The following is a 20,557-nucleotide window of genomic DNA, read 5'->3' on the forward strand; positions in this document are numbered from 1 at the left end:
AGGTGATTTTATGACGCAAAACGGATTTCGTGAGGAAAAAGAAGTTAGCCATATGGAGGAATTGAAAGTCCTGATTGAAGAGGCAAAGGAATTTATTCAGTATGGAAAAGTAGCAAACTATATTCCTGCCCTTGCGAAGGCAAACAAAAAGGATTTATCGTTAGCTGTGTTTTTGCCTGATGGACGACATTTTGAAGCTGGTAACACAAGTACTCGTTTTACATTGCAAAGTATATCCAAGGTGATTGCACTAGCTTTAGTTTTAATGGATCGAGGAGAGGATTTTGTATTTGAACGAGTAGGGATGGAGCCTACGGGTGATCCGTTTAATTCAATTGCAAAATTAGAAGTTAGGTCTGCTGGAAAGCCGCTAAATCCAATGATTAATGCAGGAGCTTTAGCGGTCACAAGTATGATAAAAGGTCATAGTATAAATGACCGTTTTCATCGACTATTAAATTTTATGAAGATTTTAACGGATAATAAAGAACTTTCATACTCGAAAGAAGTTGCTAAATCAGAATTTGAAACAGCTCATTTGAACAGATCACTTTGCTACTTTATGAAGGAGCATGGAATTATTACTGAGGATGTCGAGTTGTTATTAGATTTATATACAAGACAATGCTCAATCGAAGTGAATTGTGTTGAGATGGCGAGAATAGGACTAATCTTCGCACTTGATGGATGGGATCCGATTTCTAAATCGCAGCTAATTCCAGAGAAAGTAGCGAAGATTTGTAATACATTTATGGTTACTTGCGGGATGTATAATGCATCAGGTGAATTTGCAATCAAAGTTGGAATTCCTGCCAAAAGTGGTGTTTCTGGCGGTGTTATGGGTGCGGTACCACGCCGATTTGGAATTGGTGTCTATGGCCCATCGCTTGATGATAAGGGAAACAGTATAGCCGGTATAAAATTATTGGAATTACTTGCTTCACGATATAATTTAAGTATTTTTTAAAGTTTTGGGGTGTCCTAAAAGTCAGGGAACTGATCTATAGGCACCCCTTTTTTAATTTGCTGATTTCGTTTGAACTGTTCCACTATATTGTAGCTAAAGTGGGGGTATATCGGCAGAGTTTTTCATTTTAAGTTGATTTTGGTGGGGCTTTCTATAGAAATTTAGCAGATTTCGATTCATTTTTAACCGTTTAGATAAAAATTTAGAGCAAGTTTGATTGTTGCCATTTGAGGAATCTATTTTGGTACAAATAGTAAGGTTTCATACCCTAACCTGTATGGGTAATATTAAATCTTATTTGCGATTCTTGGAAATTTAATTGCGGATTTGAAATTTTTAATTGCGATTTTCGTATTTTATTTGCAGTTCACTGTTTATTTGCGACCAAACATCCTTTAATTGCGCAAATGAATCCCTAATTTGAGAATTAAAAAGACTTAATTGCAGTACAGACTTTAATTTTAGCCCACACTTCTCTCATTGTAATTAAGGTAAACAACACTCCAATGTGTATTCAAAGGACTGAATTTCTATTATACTTTACCTATATACCTATAATTTTTTAAATTCTTTCATAAAGATCAAGCTGTTAAGTTTCCCTTTTTTCGAATAGTTTGTGTATAGTAAAGATAGAAGCAAAAAAGGGAGATAGGAAAATGGACTCACTATTATTACTTTTTATTTTAGGAATTGGTGCAGCGGTAGTTGGAACATTAGCAGGTGGCGGGGGATTAATTACACTGCCAATTATGATTTTTCTTGGTATTCCTATTCAAACAGGGATTGCCACAAATAAGTTTGCTTCAGGTTTAGGTTCATTTAGTAGCATACTTTATACAATTAAAAAGAAGGATTTTAAGGCATCTATCATTTTACAATTTATTCTAGTTTCAATACTAGGTGGAGGAATTGGAGCATTTGTCACAAGTATGTTAGATGAACATGTAATGAATATTGTCGCATTAGTTTTATTAACTGGCTCATTATGGTTAACATTTGCAAGTAAAAAGTGGAGCTATGAAACTACGAATAAAAGCGGTGTTGAAAAGCAAACATTACTAGATAGAGGGATCTTAACAGGTATTGGCGTTTATGATGGTGGATTTGGTCCGGGTTCTTCAACATTTGCAATCTTGTATTTTATTAAAAAAGGTTTTACTTATGTTAATGCAGTTCAATTAGCTAGGGTATTAAATTTTGGGAGCTGTTTATCTGCTTTTATTATATTTTATGTAACGGGTCACTTTCAGTGGAAAATTGCATTAACTATGGCTGCTGCTTCAATCGTTGGAAATCAAGTAGGGTTAAGATTTGCAGAATTTGTGCCAATGAAGCTTGCCAGAATTCTTTTGATTTCAGTTTCAGTTTTATTAATTGTTCAAGTAAGTTTGAAATTATTCGTATAAATAGTGAAGGTCTGTGTGTATTCACAGACCTTTTTATTATTTTAGTTAGAGGGAATTTTTACCACTTAGTAGAATAGCATAAATATCTATCTTTTAAGGGGTGAATGTTGTGAATCTGATGGAATATAAGTGGGTTAAAGAAAATCGTGAATCGTTATTAAATTTCTGTAGTGAATTAAAAAAAGAGGATTTTAACCGTAAATTAGATGGGTTCGGTTTTCAAAGTGTAAGGGAAGCATTATTGCATATTGCTGAATGCTATATTGCATGGATTGGATCTTTTATATTATTGAAAACGAAAAATCCAATTACGCCAAAGGAAAACATTATAAATTTCAGTCTAGATGATATTAAATTAAGATTTGAACAGGCTGATTTATTCGTGAATGAATTATTGGACATGACGGCCGATGATTTAAATCGACCAATTGTTAAAAAAATCCCATGGAGAGATAGTAGTGATGAAATAGCTATAACCCCAATGAAATTGTTAATACATGCGATAACTCATGAATATCATCACAAAGGACAAATTGTTGCTATGGCTCGCCAGATGGGGTATATTCCGCCAAATACTGATGTTTTAGGCACAAAGGATTGAGGGACAATCAAAATGAATTTGAGGTTAGCAAAAATAAATGATATTGATCAATTAATAAAGATGAGATGGGATTTTACTTTAGAAGACGACCGGTCGGGAAGAATGAAGGATTGTGATTATACTAGTTTTTACGATGAATGTCGTGATTTCTTATTAAGTGCAATTAAAAGTGAACAGTGGTATATATGGATAGCTGAAGTAGAAGGTACAATTGTTTCGCATATTTATATTAAACTTGTTCAAAAAGTACCTCGACCAGGTAGGGTGACTAAGCCATTTGCCTTTATGACAAATGTATATACGGTAAAGGAATATCGAGGGATCGGCATCGGAAGCAAATTAATATTACGAATAAATAAATGGGTCGACGAAATGAAATTTGCTTTTGTTATTGTTTGGCCGAGTGAGCAAGGAGTTAATTTTTATAAAAAAAATGGTTATAATCAATGTATTGAGGCGATGGAGTATATTTCAAATATAGAGTAATAATCTAACTTAATGCATAGGAGACCGATTGATGAATCAATTAGAAACAGCTTATATAGACACTCCTCTAGGTACATTGAGGATAGTGGGGAATGAAAAAGGAGTAGCATTTATTGATTTTGTGAAAGAAGAGAACGATGAAATCCATGAAATAGTACCTTCTTCTTTAAAAGATGCAGCGAAAGAATTAGTTGAATATTTTAATGGAACTAGAAAAGAATTTAGTATTCGATCAATTGCAAAGGGAACACATTTCCAAGAAAGTGTATGGAAGGAACTAGTTAAAGTTAAATATGGAGAAACGGCTTCATATGCAGAGATTGCTAATAGAATTGGGAACCCAAAGGCTGTCAGAGCAGTTGCAAATGCAAACGCAAGAAATCCATTGAGTATTATCGTTCCATGCCATCGAATTATTGGTTCAAATGGTAAGTTAACTGGTTATGCCGGTGGCTTGTGGAGGAAAGAATGGATGTTGAAAAGAGAACAGGGTAGGGAAGTATAGTTTAAACTTGAAAGAGCAGGAATAACAGAAGGGAAGAGTGAGTTTCGCTCCAACTTCAGTATTCCTGCTCTTTTTATTCTTTAGGATCTTTGTCGCTGTTAATCTTTATTTCGATATTCGTTTCAATTTCGTCTTCGATAATTTTATCTGCAAATTTGGCTTTTTTCCTTAAATTGATGATTCTAGTTATATTAACAATCACGACTTTACAAATTGCATAGGTTGGGACAGCTAAAACCATACCAAGTACACCTGCAAAGTTACCTGCGAATAATAATAATAGAATAATCGTTAAAGGATGGATATTTAACTTTTTCCCCATGATATAAGGAGAGATTAAGTTTGAATCAATTTGTTGAACAATTACAATTATTAGTACAACGAATAAAGCTATTTTTGGAGAAATTAAAGCAGCAACGATGACTGCAGGAGCTCCACCGATAAACGGGCCAAAGTAAGGTATAATATTTGTTACAGCAGCAACTAACGCTAGAATTAGAGCATTAGGTAATCCGATAATACTATAACCGATGAATGTTCCTATTCCAACAAAAATACAAACTATCGTTTGGCCTTGAATGTAAGAGGCCAATGTTTCACCTGTTTCATTAGCAATATGAATTGCTTCTTTCCTCAAGCTTTGCGGTAAAAAACGAGACATTGCAGTTGGAAATTTATGACCGTCCTTGAACATATAAAACAAGATAAATGGAACGGTTACTATGATTAAAGTTACATTGCTTAAAATATTAAAAAACGCTCCAATACCACCTGTAATTCCACCGATAAATACTAGGGCATAGTCAGCAACTTTCTTTTCTAAATCTTTAATTTCAACGTAATTTTGACTTCCTAACCATTTTTCTAATAGGCCAATTTTATCTGTTGCTTCATTTACAATTGTTGGCATATTATTTACCAAATCTTTAAATTGCTCGGTTAAGGTTGGGAATATATTAATGATAGCTACAACGGCAATAAGGATTAATCCGAGATAAAGAAGCAAAATGCCAATTGAGCGGGGCACCTTCTTACGTTCTAAAAAATCAACGATTGGTGCAAATAAGAAATATAAAAAGACTGAGACAAGGATTGGTGCAAATAAAGTACTTATTAAAATAGCAATTGGTTGAAATAAGAATGAAATTTTAGTTCCAACGAATAAAACTAAAAATAATAATAGTAATTCGATCGTCCAAAATAATAACTTAGAATTTTTATACAATTAATATCCTCCCTTACAATATTTTTTATAATATGAATTTTATTTCTCTATGTATAAATACCATATTATAACAAAAAGAGATGCTTGTAAAAGCATCTCTAGGTCAGTAGTCAAAGTCCAATAATTTTTTACTGGTTTGGTTCAGTTATTGTTTGCATTGTTCCTGTTTTGTACTTATTGTTGCTGTAGAAACGGAATAAATCACCATATACAATATTATCTGATAGTGTTAATTCTTTTTTAGCTTTATCAATTAATGATTTTGCTTCTTGCTCGTTAACTTCTACTTTTTCAGCCGTTAATCGATTATAGAATGTATTTGAGCCAGCTACATAATAATATTTACTTGTTACGAAGCTTCCGTCACGGAAAACAATAAATTCCGTATAATTTGGACTGAATAAATCTTTTCCAAATTCGATATCTGATTTTGTATCTACACCTAGTAAATGAAGAATCGTAGGTTTTACATCAATTTGACCAGCAGCCTTTGAAATTGTTTGACCTTTTTGTTGCTTAGGTAAATGAATAATTAATGGTGTACGTTGTAAGTCCATATGGTCGTATGGAGTAATTTCGTCTTTACCTAAGAACTGAGCCATTGCGCGGTTGTGGTTTTCAGAAATACCATAGTGATCACCATACATAACAATAATCGTATTATCATAAAGACCTGATTGTTTCAGACCTTCAATAAAGTGTTTAATTGATTCATCCATATATCGTACTGTCGTTACATAACGATCTAATGTTTCGTCATCAGAATTATATTGATCAATAAATTGATCCCCGGGATCAAGTACGAAAGGATAGTGGTTTGATAGAGTTAAAAATCTAGTATAAAACGGTTGTTTCACTTGAGATAGTAATGGAAGTGATTGCTGGAAAAAATCTTCATCCTTTAATCCCCAGTTTACCGAGTTTTCATCGGTAATAGTATAATCAACTTCATTAAAGTAGCGATCGTAGCCTAGCGTAGGGTACATCACATTACGATTCCAGAAGCTTTTATTGTTTGCATGGAAAACAGCTGAATAATATCCTTTATCTTTTAAAATTTCAGGTGTAGCCATATATTCATTATTAGCATGTGTAAAATATACAGCACCACGATCTAATGGATATAATGAGTTATCAATAATGAACTCGGCATCAGATGTTTTACCTTGACCAGTTTGATGGTAGAAGTGGTCAAAATAATAGCTTTCTTTAATGTATTTATTTAAAAATGGCGTTATTTCTTTACCGTTAATATTTGCTCCAATTGTGAAGGTTTGCATTGATTCTAATGAAATAACAATCACATTTTTTCCTTTATATTTACCGAAAAGCTTTGCATTTGCTTTTACGCCGTTGCTATTTACGTAGTTTTCGATTTCGGTTAATTTACTACTATCAGCAAAGGCCTTTTGTGTTGAAGTCTTTGTTTGAAGTGATAAATCATAACCTTGATAAACATATAATCCAAGATTTTTTACAAGCATTTCTCGGTCGAATGAACGAGTAAGCAATTCAGGTCTTTCCATTTCAGCTAAGCCTAAGTTTAAAACTGCAATAGCAATCGTGATTAAATAGTAAGTTGACTTCATAAATGAAGGGATTCGACCAGTGTGCGAAAATTTTGGAAATTTCTTTGAGATGAAATATAGGATAACGATATCCATGAACATAAAAATAATTTTCAAGCTTGCTAGCTCTTTTACGCTTGATCCTAAATCACCCATATTACTAGTTTGGAAAAGTACTGGTAAAGTTACGAAGTCATTAAAGAATCCGTAAAATAAAACGTTTCCACATAATATCAGCGTTAAGATGAAATTAATTAATAGAGCTATTGTATTCCGTTTGTTCCCTTTGAAAAAAAGCGCGACCCCCACAAGAAATAAAGAGGATGCCAATGGGCTAATAAATAATATTACATTTTGAAAGACTGTATCAATTTTTAAATCGAATCCTAAAAGAGTAACAATATACGTTTTTAGCCAAACTACTAACGCAACGAGTAATACGAATCGAACACGTGTTAATGTTGCTTTAAATGAAGTAGGCATAGTCTAATCCCCCTTAAACAAAACAAACTAGCAGTCATTCACTAGCTTTTTTTTAAATATGCATCTCTCTAAGTCGTCAAAATTTATCGTACTCCGTTTAATTTTAAAAATCAATAGGAAACACGATTTCGTTATGTAAATCTGTTCGACAAAATCTTCTAACTACTTATAAAATAAAAAAGAAATAGGTTCTGCATTTGATTGCTTTGCCTATTTCTTTTCATTTTATGGACAACTATCCTATTCTATGCTTCTTAATAATAATTTTTTTAACATTGGCTTTAATTGAAGTCTTAAATCTTCTGCATTTGAAGCGATTAAGTAATGGTGCTGATAAATATTTTTCATTAATTGTGAAGTTTCTTCTTGAGGATCGCCTTCCTCAATGAAAGTACCAATTACTTCAATACCAAGTTTTCTAGCTTGTTTAACCGCTTCATGCGTATCGATAATACCGTCCTGGAAATAATCTAATGCAGAGGGCTCACCGTCTGTAAATACGAGTAAAAATTTATGCTTTTCCGATCGTTTAGCAAGTGCTTCAGAAACTAAGCGAATCATTAATCCGTCACGATTATCTTCTTCTTCATGAAGCTGCATAATATTTGGACCTACCGAAGGAGATAAGGAACTTGAATACGGTATGACTTGATGTAATATATTTGGCTTATTTTCTTTAGTTGCATTTGAAGCATCCTCCCAAAAGCCACTAATACTATGAGAGATTTTTAATTGTTTTAATGTTTCATGGAATAGAATTACGCTCTTTTTCACTTCATCCATTTTATTAAACATTGATCCCGAGCAATCAACTAATAAGTAAAAAACAGCATCTAATTCTTTCGATTCGGTTTGTTTTTTATAAAACATTTTAGGATTTTCTTCTGTAAAAAGTCGTATCCATTTTTTATTTAGTCGGCCATAGTATTTATCTGAAGGCGAATTTTGTTTATTTTCTAATGATTTTTCAATCGTCTTTCTTAGTTCTTTAACATCCTTAGATACCATTGAAGATAGTGTGGAGTACTGTTTCTTTTCTGTTACTGTTTGCCCTATAGCCTCTTTATAGATAATGGTAACATTACTATTGTATTTGCCATATGGATTTTGCTGTGAAGAGGAAGAATTGGCAGCCTCATATGAATCAGTTTGTTTTGACTTTTTATTTTCTCCTTGTTGAGAGGAACCAAATGCATTGCCAATTGCCTGATCACCGGCTTCTTCTTCTCGTGCAAAATTTGCTTTAATAGAAGTTTTTGTGCCACTTTCAACTTCAAAACGTAAGAAATTATCATCTGTTTCATTATTTTTACTTTCTCTATGCCATGTTGATAATCTTTCATCTTCACTATTTCTTTCATCAAGATCATCTTGTTGATCGTCATTTTTAAGCTCTTTTACCTTGCTGTTACAAGAAGTTAATTCGTTAATTTTATTTAACGGAAGAAAACCAAAATATGTGTGAATCATGTCTTCTTTATATAATGAGAGTAGTCTTTGTTGCACTCTAAATATAATAGAAGAAATATCACTTGTTTTCTTAGCTTCAAACGTTTGAAAAAGAATTGGCAAAATATCTTCTAGCTGTTCATTCGTTTGATAAGTTAACTGAGTTGAAGTTAATGAAAGATAAATTAAACAAAATAATTGATCCAATTGAAAATTACGTATTTCATTAGCTTTAAATTGTGATTGAAAATAATGCCTATATATATTTTTTCTCGTAGAAAATATTTGTCTTGTACCTGGTCTATGGCGAATAATCAGTTCTTCAAGTCGGATATCTTCAAGTAAGACATATAGTTGCGTAAAAAAGCTTTTTAAATGAGTTTCTTGCAATTCCTTTACTGTATCTTTAAACTCATTAAAATCTGAATAATGTTTATTCCCTAAAGCTTTTAAGTATACGTCTGATTTCAAACCTTGTAACTGTGTACTATATTCCTGCGTATCCCAAAAATGACTAACGGTAAATTTTTGTTCTTCATCGTCGTAATATGCTTGAAAATCAAATTCTAAAAAAGAATTTCGATCTTTCGAAAGAGAAATCGATAAATTTTCCATTTGAAGAAAAGTGGAAGCATCGATTTTTTTATTGTTAAAAACGATTTGTTTCATTATTAATCATCACTCATTTCAAGAAAGAAAATAACTTTCAGCTAGTTCTCTAACAGTTTCACGTTCAATATCATCACTTAATTTCGCGATTATTGTACGTTCAATCGCACGAAGTACTGGTATATGAACAGATAAATCACATGCATCAAGAACACCACGAATACTAGCTGCATCTTCACTAATTCTTCCTTCACTAGCTAATGGAATTAAATCACTTGAAAAACTTGTGAATTTCTTTAGTAACTCTTCATCTTTTAGCTCAGATTCATCCTTTAATAATTGAAATAAAGATTCACCGTTAATATATGGAACATCTATTATAATGAAGCGATTTTTTAAAGCTTCATTTAATTCACTAGTTCCAACATATCCTTCATTAATTGCTGCAATTACTCTAAAGTTTTGATCACCTTTTACTACTTCTTGAGTAAATGGATTTGTAATCATTTTTCGATAATCAAGTGCACCATGTAATAATGGTAACGTTTCTGGCTTAGCCATATTAATTTCATCAATATATAAAATATGACCTTTCTTCATCGCTTTCATTAAAGGTCCATCGATAAACGTTACTTCAGATCCGTTCGCATTAGATGCGATTGTGTTATAACCAACAATTCCTTCCAAATCTAAATCAACTGAACAGTTAATGCTATGCATTGGTTGATGAAGGAGTTTTGAAAGAGTTTCTGCTAAAACCGTTTTACCGCTTCCTGTTGGTCCTTTTAATAATATATTTTTACCTAGAAGAAGGGCAGTAATCGCATCCTCTAAAATCGTTTTGTCTTGTGAAACGTATTGTTTTGTTCCTATTAATAATTGATCATCATTTAGTACTTTTTGAATTTGTTCGTTATATATTAAATCTAATTTTTCTTTAATCGAATTAGAAAGATTTAGTTGTGTATTCATATTTACTCCTTTAATTAAGCTTCGAATATTCATTAACCATAGTATTATCTCATATTCGGATTGTGATATCTTGTCTATATCTTTAGTTAAATTTGCTAATACAGTTACTATCATTTGAGTATAACAGTTTGTTGTTGAACAGGGAAGTTTTCAGTATGAATTACTATATATATGAAGCAACTGTAATTTAGTGGAAAGAATTAAGTGTTTATAATGTTAAGTTTAAGACTACTTTGTTCAATAGTTCACAATATGTTCATAATGTAAGTAAAAGTTTCAGTTCATCATATGATAAATTAGATGTGTAATCTGTTATATACTTAATTAACTTTCTGTATTATATACAGAAGAGGAGGAGTAATACGATGGAACAATGGAGACAATTTGAAACTGGACGATGGGAAAAATCGATTGATGTAAGAGACTTTATTCAAAAAAATGTTAAATCTTATGTTGGGGATGATTCATTTCTTGAGGGCCCTACAGATGCAACGAATAAGCTTTGGGATATAGTACTTAAATTATCTAAAGAAGAGCGCCAAAAAGGCGGAGTATTAGATATGGATACGAAAATAGTATCTACAATCACTTCACACGAACCAGGTTACTTAGAGAAAGAGCTCGAACAAATTGTTGGATTCCAAACGGATAAGCCTTTTAAAAGATCATTACAACCTTTCGGTGGGATTCGAATGGCTGAAGCATCATGCGAATCTTATGGATATAAAGTTGATGAAGAAATTAGTAAAATATTTTCAGAATATCGAAAAACACATAATCAAGGTGTATTTGATGCTTATACATCAGAAATGAAAGCAGCTAGACGTTCTGGAGTTATTACAGGACTTCCTGATGCATATGGTCGTGGAAGAATTATAGGAGACTATCGAAGAGTAGCATTATATGGTGTAGATCGATTGATTGAAGATAAAATCGATACGTTAAATAAAACAACGAGTGTGATGTCAGAAGAAGTAATTCGTGATCGTGAAGAACTAAATGAACAAATTCGTGCATTAAATGAATTAAAACAAATGGCTGCCAAACATGGATTTGATATTGCGGGCCCTGCTACTAATGCAAAAGAAGCTTTCCAATGGTTATATTTTGGTTATTTAGCTGCCATTAAAGAACAAAATGGAGCGGCAATGAGCTTAGGCCGAGTTTCAACATTTTTAGATATTTATATTGAACGTGACATTGAGGAAAATACTTTAACTGAACAAGCTGCACAAGAATTAGTCGATCATTTTGTAATGAAGCTACGATTAGTTATGTTCGCTCGTACACCTGATTATAATGAATTATTTTCTGGTGATCCAACTTGGGTAACTGAATCAATTGGTGGAGTGGGAATCGATGGACGTCCACTTGTAACGAAAAACTCATTCCGCTTTCTAAATACATTAGATAATTTAGGGCCGGCTCCAGAACCTAACTTAACTGTCCTTTGGTCAGCAAAATTACCGGTTGGATTTAAGCAATATTGCGCTAAAATGTCAATTAAAACTAGCTCAATTCAGTATGAAAATGATGATATCATGCGCCCGGAATATGGTGATGACTATGGTATTGCATGCTGCGTTTCTGCTATGACAATCGGTAAACAAATGCAATTCTTCGGTGCAAGAGCAAATCTTGCTAAGGCCTTATTATATGCAATCAACGGTGGTAAAGATGAAAAGTCAAAAGCACAAGTAGCACCTATGTATGCTCCGATTACATCTGAGTATCTTGACTATGAAGAAGTAAAAGTTAAGTTCGATGTTTTATTAGATTGGTTGGCAGGCTTATATGTGAATACATTAAATTGTATCCACTATATGCATGATAAATATAGCTATGAACGAATAGAAATGGCCTTACATGATGCAAATATTAAACGAACGATGGCAACTGGTATTGCAGGATTGTCAGTATGTGCTGATTCATTATCTGCTATTAAACATGCAAAAGTAAAAACAATTCGTGATGAGAATGGAATCGTCGTTGATTTCGAAATTGAAGGGGATTTTCCAAAATACGGAAACAATGATGATCGTGTAGATCATCTTGCTATTGAACTAGTTGAAAGCTTTATGGCAAAAGTAAGAAAGCATAAAACTTACCGTCATTCAATCCATACAACATCAGTGCTAACGATTACGTCTAATGTTGTATATGGTAAAAAGACGGGTAACACACCTGACGGACGAAAAGCTGGTGAACCTTTTGCTCCTGGTGCTAATCCATTACACGGACGAGATACAAACGGAGCTCTAGCTTCATTAAGTTCTGTAGCAAAATTACCTTACGAAGATGCACAAGATGGTATTTCTAATACGTTCTCAATTGTTCCAAAAGCTTTAGGTAAAGATGAAAGTACTCAAATATTAAACTTAGTAGCAATGTTAGATGGATATACAGAAAAAGGTGGACATCACTTAAACGTAAATGTATTCAATAGAGAAACATTAATGGATGCGATGGAACATCCTGAAGAATATCCACAATTAACGATTAGAGTCTCTGGATATGCAGTTAACTTCATCAAACTAACTAGGGAACAACAAATTGATGTAATAAATAGAACTTTCCACGGTTCTATGTGAAAAATGTAACAATGCCTGGTGGAGAGGTCATCTCCACTGGGCTTTCATTTTTCCTCTACGATCAATTTTTTGTTTTTTGAGCCAGACAATAATTTAAGAGGTGAAAGGCAATGATTTCAGGAAATATCCATTCAATTGAAACGTGTGGAACTGTCGATGGACCAGGTCTAAGATATGTAGTATTTACACAAGGATGTTTATTAAGATGCCAATTTTGTCATAACGCCGATACTTGGAAAATTGGTGCTGGAAAAGAAATGTCAGTGGATCAATTAATAAAAGATATTAAGACGTATATCCCTTTTATGAGAGCATCAGGAGGTGGGGTTACAGTTAGTGGTGGTGAACCATTATTACAGTTAGATTTTTTATTAGAAATGTTTAAATCCTGTAAGAAAAATGGGATTCATACAACGATTGACACATCTGGTGGATGTTTTTGTACTGATCCTAATTTTCTATCAAAACTAGATCAGGTTTTAGAATACACCGATTTAGTTTTATTAGATTTAAAGCATTTTGATGAAAAAAAACATATTAAGCTTACTGGTAAATCAAATGTACAGATTAAAAGTTTTGCTAAATACTTGGAAAGCAAAAATATTTCAGTTTGGATTCGACATGTATTAGTTCCTGGGATCACTGATTCAAAAGAAGATCTAATAAACCTAGGCGGATTTATTGATACATTGAGTAATGTAGAGAAAGTTGAAATCTTACCGTATCATCAACTAGGTGTTTATAAATGGGAAGCTCTAGGATTAAAATATCCATTAAAAGATATTCAACCACCATCAGAAGAAAGTGTTAACTATGCTTATCAGTTATTAACTCAAAGGAATGAATTGCAACCTTGTTAAATAAAACCAATCAAATTGAACTGACCTGTAAATGTTAGTAGGCATCTAACATTTACAGGTAAATTTATTTTTCACTTAAGTATAAATTTGCAACGACAAAAGAGGCACAATGAAGAGTGTTTTCGCCTAAAGTTCGCCAAGTTTTCTATCTTTTTGTGATTATTTAGACGTTTGCCTAAAATAAATTTGAGTTACGTGAATATAATGAAAAATAGTTATTTATAGTTTCATATTTAAAGGGTGAATGATTATGAAGGAGTTTCGGTTTTTCTGGTATGTTACACTAGACGATAAGAATGGAATCGAAGGGGGATCCTTTGTTCGAGGAGAAAAAATCGAAGACGAAATGCATCGAATAAAAGAAAAACTTAGTAAGGAATATTATGTTAGACCGTCTTCTGTTTATATTATGGAATCAAGTGAAATTAAATAAGGTATAGTAAATTTTAATGTAGTTAAAATTTGGTACATTTAGCCATTAAAAACAATCGGAAAAAATTATATTAATAAAATAAAAAAGGCTTCATAAGAAAGCCTTTTTAAATAAAATTATTTGCCTACGCCGTTAAATTTAGTATAACCTGCTGCACGATCTGCTCGTTTAAATTCTTTTGCATATAATACTTCTTGAGTAGAACTTAAATTACGTCTCGTTTTATCTTTTCGTTTATCCACAAAAAACACCTCGCTAAGTTATAAAATCCTTAGTAAGTCTCTCCATTTTTTGTGGCTGATATACTAAATTATGCTTCTTTTAAATGTGTAACTTCATGTTGTTGATAATCTTCACGCATAGTATGCAATAAATAATTGTCTTTCGTAATTTCAAATAGATCGTAAATTTCTTCATTTTGATTAATTTCATCATACAAGCTTTTACGTGATTCATTCGCTAAAGTTGCGTATGGTAGTTTACTTGCAGCATAAAAAGAGCGTTTATTAATCTTACGGATACGCATAAAAATAGAGTTTATTCCTAAATCGTGAAATAACTCGTGGAAGAAAGCGTCTTTTGCTGGTTTGTTATAACCCATTCCGTGAAAAGGTTTGCCTAACCATGTTCCTAAAAAGCCATATCCAGCTTCAATATCATGTAATGAGATGTTGCCAATAGGGTTACCCCACTCATCTAAGATTGTTCTTGAAATCATTTTTCCTTGTTCTTCTAGTTCGATTGCTTGTTTTGTGATAAATAAGAATTCCTCGTACGAATTTGCTTTATGGCGCACAAAGGGAAAGACATCAGGATGCACCATAAGTTCAAAAAGTACAGAACAATCTTGTAAATCTCGCTGTTTTAGCATCTCTACTCCTCCTAATCATAAGGGTAGCGAAAGAAGGTTACGCCACCCGCGAAATTTTTGTGAGGACTAAACAATAAAATTTAAAGTCCTGTGAAGTGCATTAACTATGAATAAATTGTGAATAATTTTTTAATGCACCCTAAAATTTCGGGGTGGGAATCGAACCCACTAGGACCAGCGATTTACTGGTGGCTCACCATTTGCCTTTCCCGTTAAAATACTATATAAGAAAAGTGTTTTTACACTTTCTATTTAATTTACCGCATAAGTTCTTACTATACTATAATAAACGATTTTCATCAAATTGCAAACTAATATTATTCGATATTTTTATACACAATTCTACCATCTATGACAGTGAGTAATGGTTTAGCCATATAGTGAAACGGATGATGGGACCATAACACTACATCACCATCTTTCCCGAGTTCCAAGCTACCAATTCTATGAGATAAATTAAGATTTTTTGCTGGATTAATCGTAATTGCTTTTAATGCTTCGAGTTCTGGTAAACCTTCTCGAACTGCTATCGCTGCACATACATTTAAATACTGTATTGGTGTATAAGGATGGTCGGTTGTGATTGAAATACTTACCCCAATATCAGCAAGAGCTTTGTATGTAGTCCAGGATTTATTTTTTAATTCGATTTTTGAACGTCTAGTTAATGTTGGACCAACAGATACTTGAAGGTTTCGATTTTTTAAGTGATCAACTATTAAATGACCCTCTGTACAATGTTCAATTCGTATATCTAAATTAAATTCTTCGCTAAAACGTATAGCTGATAAAATATCATCTGCACGATGAGCATGAATTCTTACTGGAATTTCTCTGTTTAAAGCTTTAATAATTGGTAAAATTCGAAAGTCATCTGGGTTATGCGAATTTTTAGCTTCATAGAAGGCTTCGCGAAGCATCCCCATAATTCCCATTCTAGTGATTGATTCTTTATTACCGTTACTGTGAGTTCTTTTTGGATTTTCACCAAAAGCAATTTTCAGTCCAGACGGCTCTTGAATAATCATTTTATCGACACTTTTACCATATGTTTTAATTGTACAAGTTGTTCCTCCAATTACGTTTCCACTTCCAGGCATGATATGAGCTGTTGTAATACCATGTTGGATCGCATCAGTAAATGCTACATCAAGTGGCAATATCCCATCCATTGATCGAATATGTGGAGTCAACACTGCAATCGTTTCATTTGCATCATTTCCAGCCCATCCAGTTCCTTCATCATATAGCCCTAAGTGAGTGTGTACATCAATAAAACCTGGAAAAAGGGGTTTACCTGCACATTCGATAACGATTGTTTGATCTTCTATAGAATAAATCTCAGGTGCAATTTCTTTAATTTTCCCATTTTCAATCAACAAATCATGGTTATATAAGACTTGAGATGTAATTGGGAAAATGGTTGCATTCTTAAATAATAAATTCATGATAAATCCTTTCAAAATACTAATTTAATAGCGATAAAGCTTCTTTTAAAGTTGGGAATTGAAAGTTATAATTAGTTTGAATAGCTATAGAAGGCATAACTTTTTGACCTTCCAAAATTAGCATACTCATTTCACCTAGTAGTAATTGAAGGGCAAAATCGGGAACTTTTAGTTTATTAGGTCGGTGTAAAGCTGATGAAAGGAGTCTACTAAACTCATTCATAGTTACTGGATTAGGTGAAACTAAGTTGATTGGTCCCCTGATTTCTGTATTTTTTATCATATGAAGAATGAGTCCAACTACATCCTTTTCATGAATCCATGAAATCCATTGAGTACCTTTACCGATTGGGCCGCCAATAAATAATTTATATGGCAGAATCATTTTTGGGAGTGCTCCACCGTTTAACCCTAAAACAAGACCAAATCTAGCGAAAATAGTCCGAATCCCCAGTTCTTCTGCTTTTATTGCAACAGTTTCCCATTCCCGTACAGTTGATGCTAAAAAATCATTTGAAATAGGCTTGTCATGTTCGTTAAAAGTAATAGATTGCGAGGTTCCATAAAACCCTATTGCACTCGCATTAATAAAAAGGTTTGGACGATGGGCTTGTCTTTCAAACCATGTAATTAGAATATTTGTTGATTTAATACGACTTTGTAGAATTCTGTCCTTTAATTGCTTAGTCCATCTACCGCTGTTTATTGACTCTCCAGCTAAATTTATCACTATGTCGATTGACTCCCCGAAAGAATTCGAGGTTAATTGATCCCAATTAATATAAGTAATAAATGGATTAGTTGATGTCTTTATATTTCTTGTGACGATATAACATTGATATTTATGTCGAATAAATTCATTTATTAATTGAGATCCAATAAACCCTGTACCGCCTGTAAGAAGAATTTTCATCCACGCATCTCCTAAATTCATAATATGATATTATTATTTTTATGTGTATATAAAAACAAAATTTCTTTTGAGGTAAATTATGTCTATTATTACGAAAATTCAAGTTCAAAAATTAAATAGTGAACGATTTAATATTTATACAGATAGTGGTAATGGTGAAGAATACGCATTTAGTGTAGACGCTGATACACTCGTTAAATTTAATTTGAAAAAAGGTCTTTCATTTGAGCAATACGAAATTGAAGAGATACTAAACGCTGACCAATTAAGGAAGGCTTATCTCTCAAGTATTGTTTATTTATCTAGAATGATGAGAACAAAAAAAGAAATAGAACAATATTTATCAAAACAAGAATTCTTAATTGATACAATTCAAACTACGGTAATTCGACTTGAAGAAGAAGGGTATATTAATGAAGAGAAATATGCTGAAAGTTATGTCCGTACTTCTATTAATACAACTTTAAAAGGACCAACGATCATTAAGAATGAACTATTAGCAAAAGGTATTCAACATTCTATCATAGAAAAAAGCTTAACTATGTTTTCAAATGAAAAACAAATTGAACATGCCATTTCACTTTGTCAAAAAAAAGTTTCTTCACTTTCAAAGTACTCAACAAACCAAAAAAAAGCAAAGCTTGAAGAATTACTTAGAAGAAAGGGATATTCTTCTAATATCATTGCAATCGCTATTGAAGAAACTCAGTATGAAAGTGAAGAAGATGATGAATTAGAGGCTCTATTAATACATGCTAGAAAAGCAAAAAAGAAATACGAAAAATTAAGTGGTTGGGAATATACTCAAAAAATGAAAACAGTATTATTTCGAAAAGGATTCCCTATTGATCTAATCGAAAAAGCAATTTTAATTTTAGACGAGGATGAAAACTAAATTAATTTAGACAAAGTTCAAAATCATTGATTTTCAGACTGATTGCNNGCAACGAAGAAAGCGAGCGTTTGTCAATTGTCTGAAACTAAATTAATTGGTTGTCTGTTATTAGCTTGATATAATAAATGTATCTAAATGATTTAGAGGAGACTTAAAATGCAAATTCCAAAACGATATAGTGACTTAACAAAAGATGAATTAGTTCAAGAAATCAGCAATTTAAATCACCAAGCTAGAAAAGCTGAACAAATGGATATGATTAATGAACTTGAAGTAATACTTCGTAAAAAAACAATGGCTCAATCTTATTTATTAGACGCAAGTCAGTTTATTCCTGGGGAGCAATATGAATTAATTGAGGAACCCGGTGTATTATTTATGATCACATATATGAATGGTGTTTTTGCTTGGGGTCATAAGAGCACTAGTGAAGAAGAAATAGGAATTCCAATTGCATTACTAAAGAAACAAGGGACGAATTGATTTAAACATAATTCAGACTGAGTAAAAAATGTAGTCTTTCGAGGATTAATATGACTCTTGTGTGAAAAAATTTGAAAAAAGCGTCTTTAACAGTCTCAAAACCAGGGACTAAAAAGACCCTGGCTTTTTCATTTTTATTGATTAATCATTACTAGGATCACTTTTTGCCATTCTTCTTTGTGGACTTGTATTTATTTGACCGTTAGGACGTTTAGATGCATTTTTTGATTTGTAATCAATCGATCCATCAATTTTCGCATCGTGCTTTTGTGCTGAAAAGCGTTCGCTTTTTGTTGTCATTCGAATACCCCCTAGTGATTAAAACGAATTGATGAAATAAACCATCATCCTTATGATGACCATTTTGAAATTAGATATGTTCATAATAGATGTTTAAAAATTGGAAGGTGTAATTTAATGGAGAAATATTTAGAGCAATTAACCGAGTTATTACTTAAAGAAAATAGTCATTTAACATACTCTCAAGCAAGAATTTGGGTTGAATGGCTTTGGGAAGATTTTGAAGCAACTTATGCAAAGGCTGGAGAATACCATGGAGAACAAATGTCTAAAAAAGTTGTTCAACAATTTATCTTCCAGTATGGGAAATATTTACATGAAACAGATATAAAAATAGCAAAGCCACCAGGTTTAGAAATGATAGAACCGAAAGAGAAGAATGACCTGTTGCATTAATTAAATAACCCTTAGCAAAAATTAAATTTGCTAAGGGTTATTTTTTGATTAATTAAGTTTCCACCTTTAATTTTTTCTGCAATTTTTTTTCGCTAAAAATCCAGCCTGTGAATGAACTGATGATATGATGTTCATAGTCGAATTTCACTACCGCAACGAATGGGTAGTATGTTTCAGTTCGGTATCTTAGGTCGATTAGTCGTAATTCCTTATGGTCGTCGTATCCAATTAATTCCCAAATGTAAACGGGTGAGAATGCTAGAAAGGATTTAACATTTTGGTCTTTAAAGGCTGCTTTTACATCTTCAATAACTGGTAAAGGGATTCTTTTGAATACGTCGTGTATTTTAAAGACCCTTTTCTTAATTTTACCAACGTAATGATGAGAATCTGTACTTGCTACAATATGATAATGAGTGTATTTTATAGAAGGCGAAACATAGACTCGTTTTACATCTGGTAATTTTTTTCGAACCGTTTGAATTACGATTTGTTTTTGTCGATATCTAAACGCATAGTAAAAAACCATTATTAAATAGAGCAAGACGCATACTGGACCAGACCTAAAATGAAAAATAACAAATGGAACGCCAATTAAATGGATTGCGAAAATAATTGGATCGAATGTGTTTATGATGCCAAATGCAATCCAGCGTTTTGAAAATGGCCTCAATGCTTGGGTTCCGTACGCGTTAAATAAATCAACAAAAACATGTACACTAACGGCAATGAACGACCAGAATAAATAGAGTCCAAAGTGTTCTCTATTATTAAATAGTGTCATAATGATGGAAAGTGATAACGTCCATAAAATGACTGCTGGAATTGAATGCGTAATTCCACGATGATGTTTTAAGTATTTTGCGTTGTTTCTTAGTTTTAATATCGTGTCACTGTCTGGTAATTGTGATCCGATAATCGTTGTTAATAAGAGTGAGTTTGTCAAATGTGGGTCATGTAGGACAATTGGACTCAGGGTTGCTAATCCGCCAAGTGTAAATCCCATTACAAGATGAGTACCAGTATCCATTTTGTTCCTCCCTTTACTTACCCTTTTAATTATAGTATTGACTACAAACCAAAACATATTGATGTT

Annotated in this window: 21 protein-coding genes; 11 read left to right on the forward strand and 10 right to left on the reverse strand. The window is 32.6% G+C overall.

What is annotated here, in order from left to right; all coding sequences use genetic code 11:
• The first annotated feature begins 10 nt into the window (after window positions 1-10).
• The 5 genes from glsA to COC46_RS00440 all read left to right on the forward strand — a co-directional run bounded on the left by glsA (window position 11) and on the right by COC46_RS00440 (window position 3,965).
• Window positions 11-967, forward strand: a complete 957-nt coding sequence (glsA, locus tag COC46_RS00420; protein WP_255294770.1) for a glutaminase A — start codon at window positions 11-13, stop codon at window positions 965-967.
• A 656-nt stretch (window positions 968-1,623) separates the two neighbouring features.
• Window positions 1,624-2,373 (forward strand): sulfite exporter TauE/SafE family protein, encoded by a 750-nt coding sequence (locus COC46_RS00425; RefSeq protein ID WP_098807812.1) that lies wholly within the window; start codon window positions 1,624-1,626, stop codon window positions 2,371-2,373.
• Window positions 2,374-2,491: 118 nt separating this feature from the next.
• Entirely contained in the window at window positions 2,492-2,974 is a 483-nt protein-coding gene (locus tag COC46_RS00430) for a DinB family protein (RefSeq protein ID WP_255294772.1), read from the forward strand.
• Window positions 2,975-2,986: 12 nt separating this feature from the next.
• On the forward strand, window positions 2,987-3,460 hold the full coding sequence (locus COC46_RS00435) for a GNAT family N-acetyltransferase (protein ID WP_098807814.1): 474 nt from the start codon (window positions 2,987-2,989) through the stop codon (window positions 3,458-3,460).
• 31 nt (window positions 3,461-3,491) lie between these two features.
• On the forward strand, window positions 3,492-3,965 hold the full coding sequence (locus COC46_RS00440; protein ID WP_098807815.1) for a methylated-DNA--[protein]-cysteine S-methyltransferase: 474 nt from the start codon (window positions 3,492-3,494) through the stop codon (window positions 3,963-3,965).
• A gap of 73 nt (window positions 3,966-4,038) precedes the next feature.
• On the opposite strand, the gene COC46_RS00445 is transcribed toward COC46_RS00440, so the two are convergent.
• The 4 genes from COC46_RS00445 to COC46_RS00460 all read right to left on the reverse strand — a co-directional run bounded on the left by COC46_RS00445 (window position 4,039) and on the right by COC46_RS00460 (window position 10,304).
• Window positions 4,039-5,190 carry an AI-2E family transporter gene (locus COC46_RS00445; RefSeq protein ID WP_098807816.1) on the reverse strand — a complete coding sequence of 384 codons (1,152 nt, stop codon included), beginning with the start codon at window positions 5,188-5,190 and terminating at the stop codon, window positions 4,039-4,041.
• A 128-nt stretch (window positions 5,191-5,318) separates the two neighbouring features.
• The gene (locus COC46_RS00450; protein ID WP_098807817.1) at window positions 5,319-7,241 is read right to left on the reverse strand and encodes an LTA synthase family protein; all 1,923 of its coding nucleotides are present in this window, start codon (window positions 7,239-7,241) and stop codon (window positions 5,319-5,321) included.
• Window positions 7,242-7,481: 240 nt separating this feature from the next.
• Window positions 7,482-9,359, reverse strand: coding sequence for a vWA domain-containing protein (locus tag COC46_RS00455; protein ID WP_098807818.1), 1,878 nt, complete (start codon window positions 9,357-9,359; stop codon window positions 7,482-7,484).
• A gap of 18 nt (window positions 9,360-9,377) precedes the next feature.
• Window positions 9,378-10,304 carry an ATP-binding protein gene (locus COC46_RS00460; protein WP_369700002.1) on the reverse strand — a complete coding sequence of 309 codons (927 nt, stop codon included), beginning with the start codon at window positions 10,302-10,304 and terminating at the stop codon, window positions 9,378-9,380.
• A 332-nt stretch (window positions 10,305-10,636) separates the two neighbouring features.
• Here COC46_RS00460 and pflB point away from each other — a divergent pair, with 332 nt between their 5' ends.
• The 3 genes from pflB to COC46_RS00475 all read left to right on the forward strand — a co-directional run bounded on the left by pflB (window position 10,637) and on the right by COC46_RS00475 (window position 14,155).
• A complete protein-coding gene (gene pflB / locus COC46_RS00465; RefSeq protein ID WP_098807820.1) occupies window positions 10,637-12,862 on the forward strand; it encodes a formate C-acetyltransferase in 2,226 nt (741 codons plus the stop codon).
• 113 nt (window positions 12,863-12,975) lie between these two features.
• On the forward strand, window positions 12,976-13,722 hold the full coding sequence (gene pflA, locus COC46_RS00470) for a pyruvate formate-lyase-activating protein (RefSeq protein ID WP_098807849.1): 747 nt from the start codon (window positions 12,976-12,978) through the stop codon (window positions 13,720-13,722).
• Window positions 13,723-13,972: 250 nt separating this feature from the next.
• The gene (locus tag COC46_RS00475; RefSeq protein WP_098807821.1) at window positions 13,973-14,155 is read left to right on the forward strand and encodes a hypothetical protein; all 183 of its coding nucleotides are present in this window, start codon (window positions 13,973-13,975) and stop codon (window positions 14,153-14,155) included.
• A gap of 116 nt (window positions 14,156-14,271) precedes the next feature.
• Here COC46_RS00475 and COC46_RS00480 read toward each other — a convergent pair whose 3' ends face one another.
• The 4 genes from COC46_RS00480 to COC46_RS00495 all read right to left on the reverse strand — a co-directional run bounded on the left by COC46_RS00480 (window position 14,272) and on the right by COC46_RS00495 (window position 17,387).
• Window positions 14,272-14,397 (reverse strand): YfhE family protein, encoded by a 126-nt coding sequence (locus COC46_RS00480; RefSeq protein WP_098807822.1) that lies wholly within the window; start codon window positions 14,395-14,397, stop codon window positions 14,272-14,274.
• Between the two features lie 68 nt (window positions 14,398-14,465).
• Window positions 14,466-15,026 (reverse strand): GNAT family N-acetyltransferase, encoded by a 561-nt coding sequence (locus COC46_RS00485; protein WP_098807823.1) that lies wholly within the window; start codon window positions 15,024-15,026, stop codon window positions 14,466-14,468.
• A gap of 317 nt (window positions 15,027-15,343) precedes the next feature.
• Window positions 15,344-16,474, reverse strand: a complete 1,131-nt coding sequence (locus tag COC46_RS00490; RefSeq protein WP_098807824.1) for an amidohydrolase — start codon at window positions 16,472-16,474, stop codon at window positions 15,344-15,346.
• Window positions 16,475-16,493: 19 nt separating this feature from the next.
• Window positions 16,494-17,387, reverse strand: a complete 894-nt coding sequence (locus tag COC46_RS00495) for a TIGR01777 family oxidoreductase (protein ID WP_098807825.1) — start codon at window positions 17,385-17,387, stop codon at window positions 16,494-16,496.
• 79 nt (window positions 17,388-17,466) lie between these two features.
• Between COC46_RS00495 and recX the strand changes: the two genes are divergently transcribed.
• Complete coding sequence (recX, locus tag COC46_RS00500) at window positions 17,467-18,282, forward strand: recombination regulator RecX (RefSeq protein ID WP_098807826.1); 816 nt, start codon at window positions 17,467-17,469, stop codon at window positions 18,280-18,282.
• 156 nt (window positions 18,283-18,438) lie between these two features.
• On the forward strand, window positions 18,439-18,765 hold the full coding sequence (locus tag COC46_RS00505) for a YfhH family protein (protein WP_098807827.1): 327 nt from the start codon (window positions 18,439-18,441) through the stop codon (window positions 18,763-18,765).
• 141 nt (window positions 18,766-18,906) lie between these two features.
• On the opposite strand, the gene sspK is transcribed toward COC46_RS00505, so the two are convergent.
• Complete coding sequence (sspK, locus tag COC46_RS00510; RefSeq protein WP_098807828.1) at window positions 18,907-19,065, reverse strand: small acid-soluble spore protein K; 159 nt, start codon at window positions 19,063-19,065, stop codon at window positions 18,907-18,909.
• Between the two features lie 117 nt (window positions 19,066-19,182).
• On the opposite strand from sspK, the gene COC46_RS00515 reads away from it, so the two are divergent.
• Window positions 19,183-19,461 carry a YfhJ family protein gene (locus tag COC46_RS00515; RefSeq protein ID WP_098807829.1) on the forward strand — a complete coding sequence of 93 codons (279 nt, stop codon included), beginning with the start codon at window positions 19,183-19,185 and terminating at the stop codon, window positions 19,459-19,461.
• 52 nt (window positions 19,462-19,513) lie between these two features.
• Here the strand turns inward: COC46_RS00515 and COC46_RS00520 are convergent, their stop codons facing one another.
• Window positions 19,514-20,491, reverse strand: a complete 978-nt coding sequence (locus COC46_RS00520) for a metal-dependent hydrolase (protein WP_098807830.1) — start codon at window positions 20,489-20,491, stop codon at window positions 19,514-19,516.
• Window positions 20,492-20,557: the final 66 nt, after the last annotated feature.

The organism is Bacillus sp. AFS041924 (genome assembly GCF_002577195.1).
Classification (GTDB): Bacteria; Bacillota; Bacilli; order Bacillales; family Bacillaceae_G; genus Gottfriedia.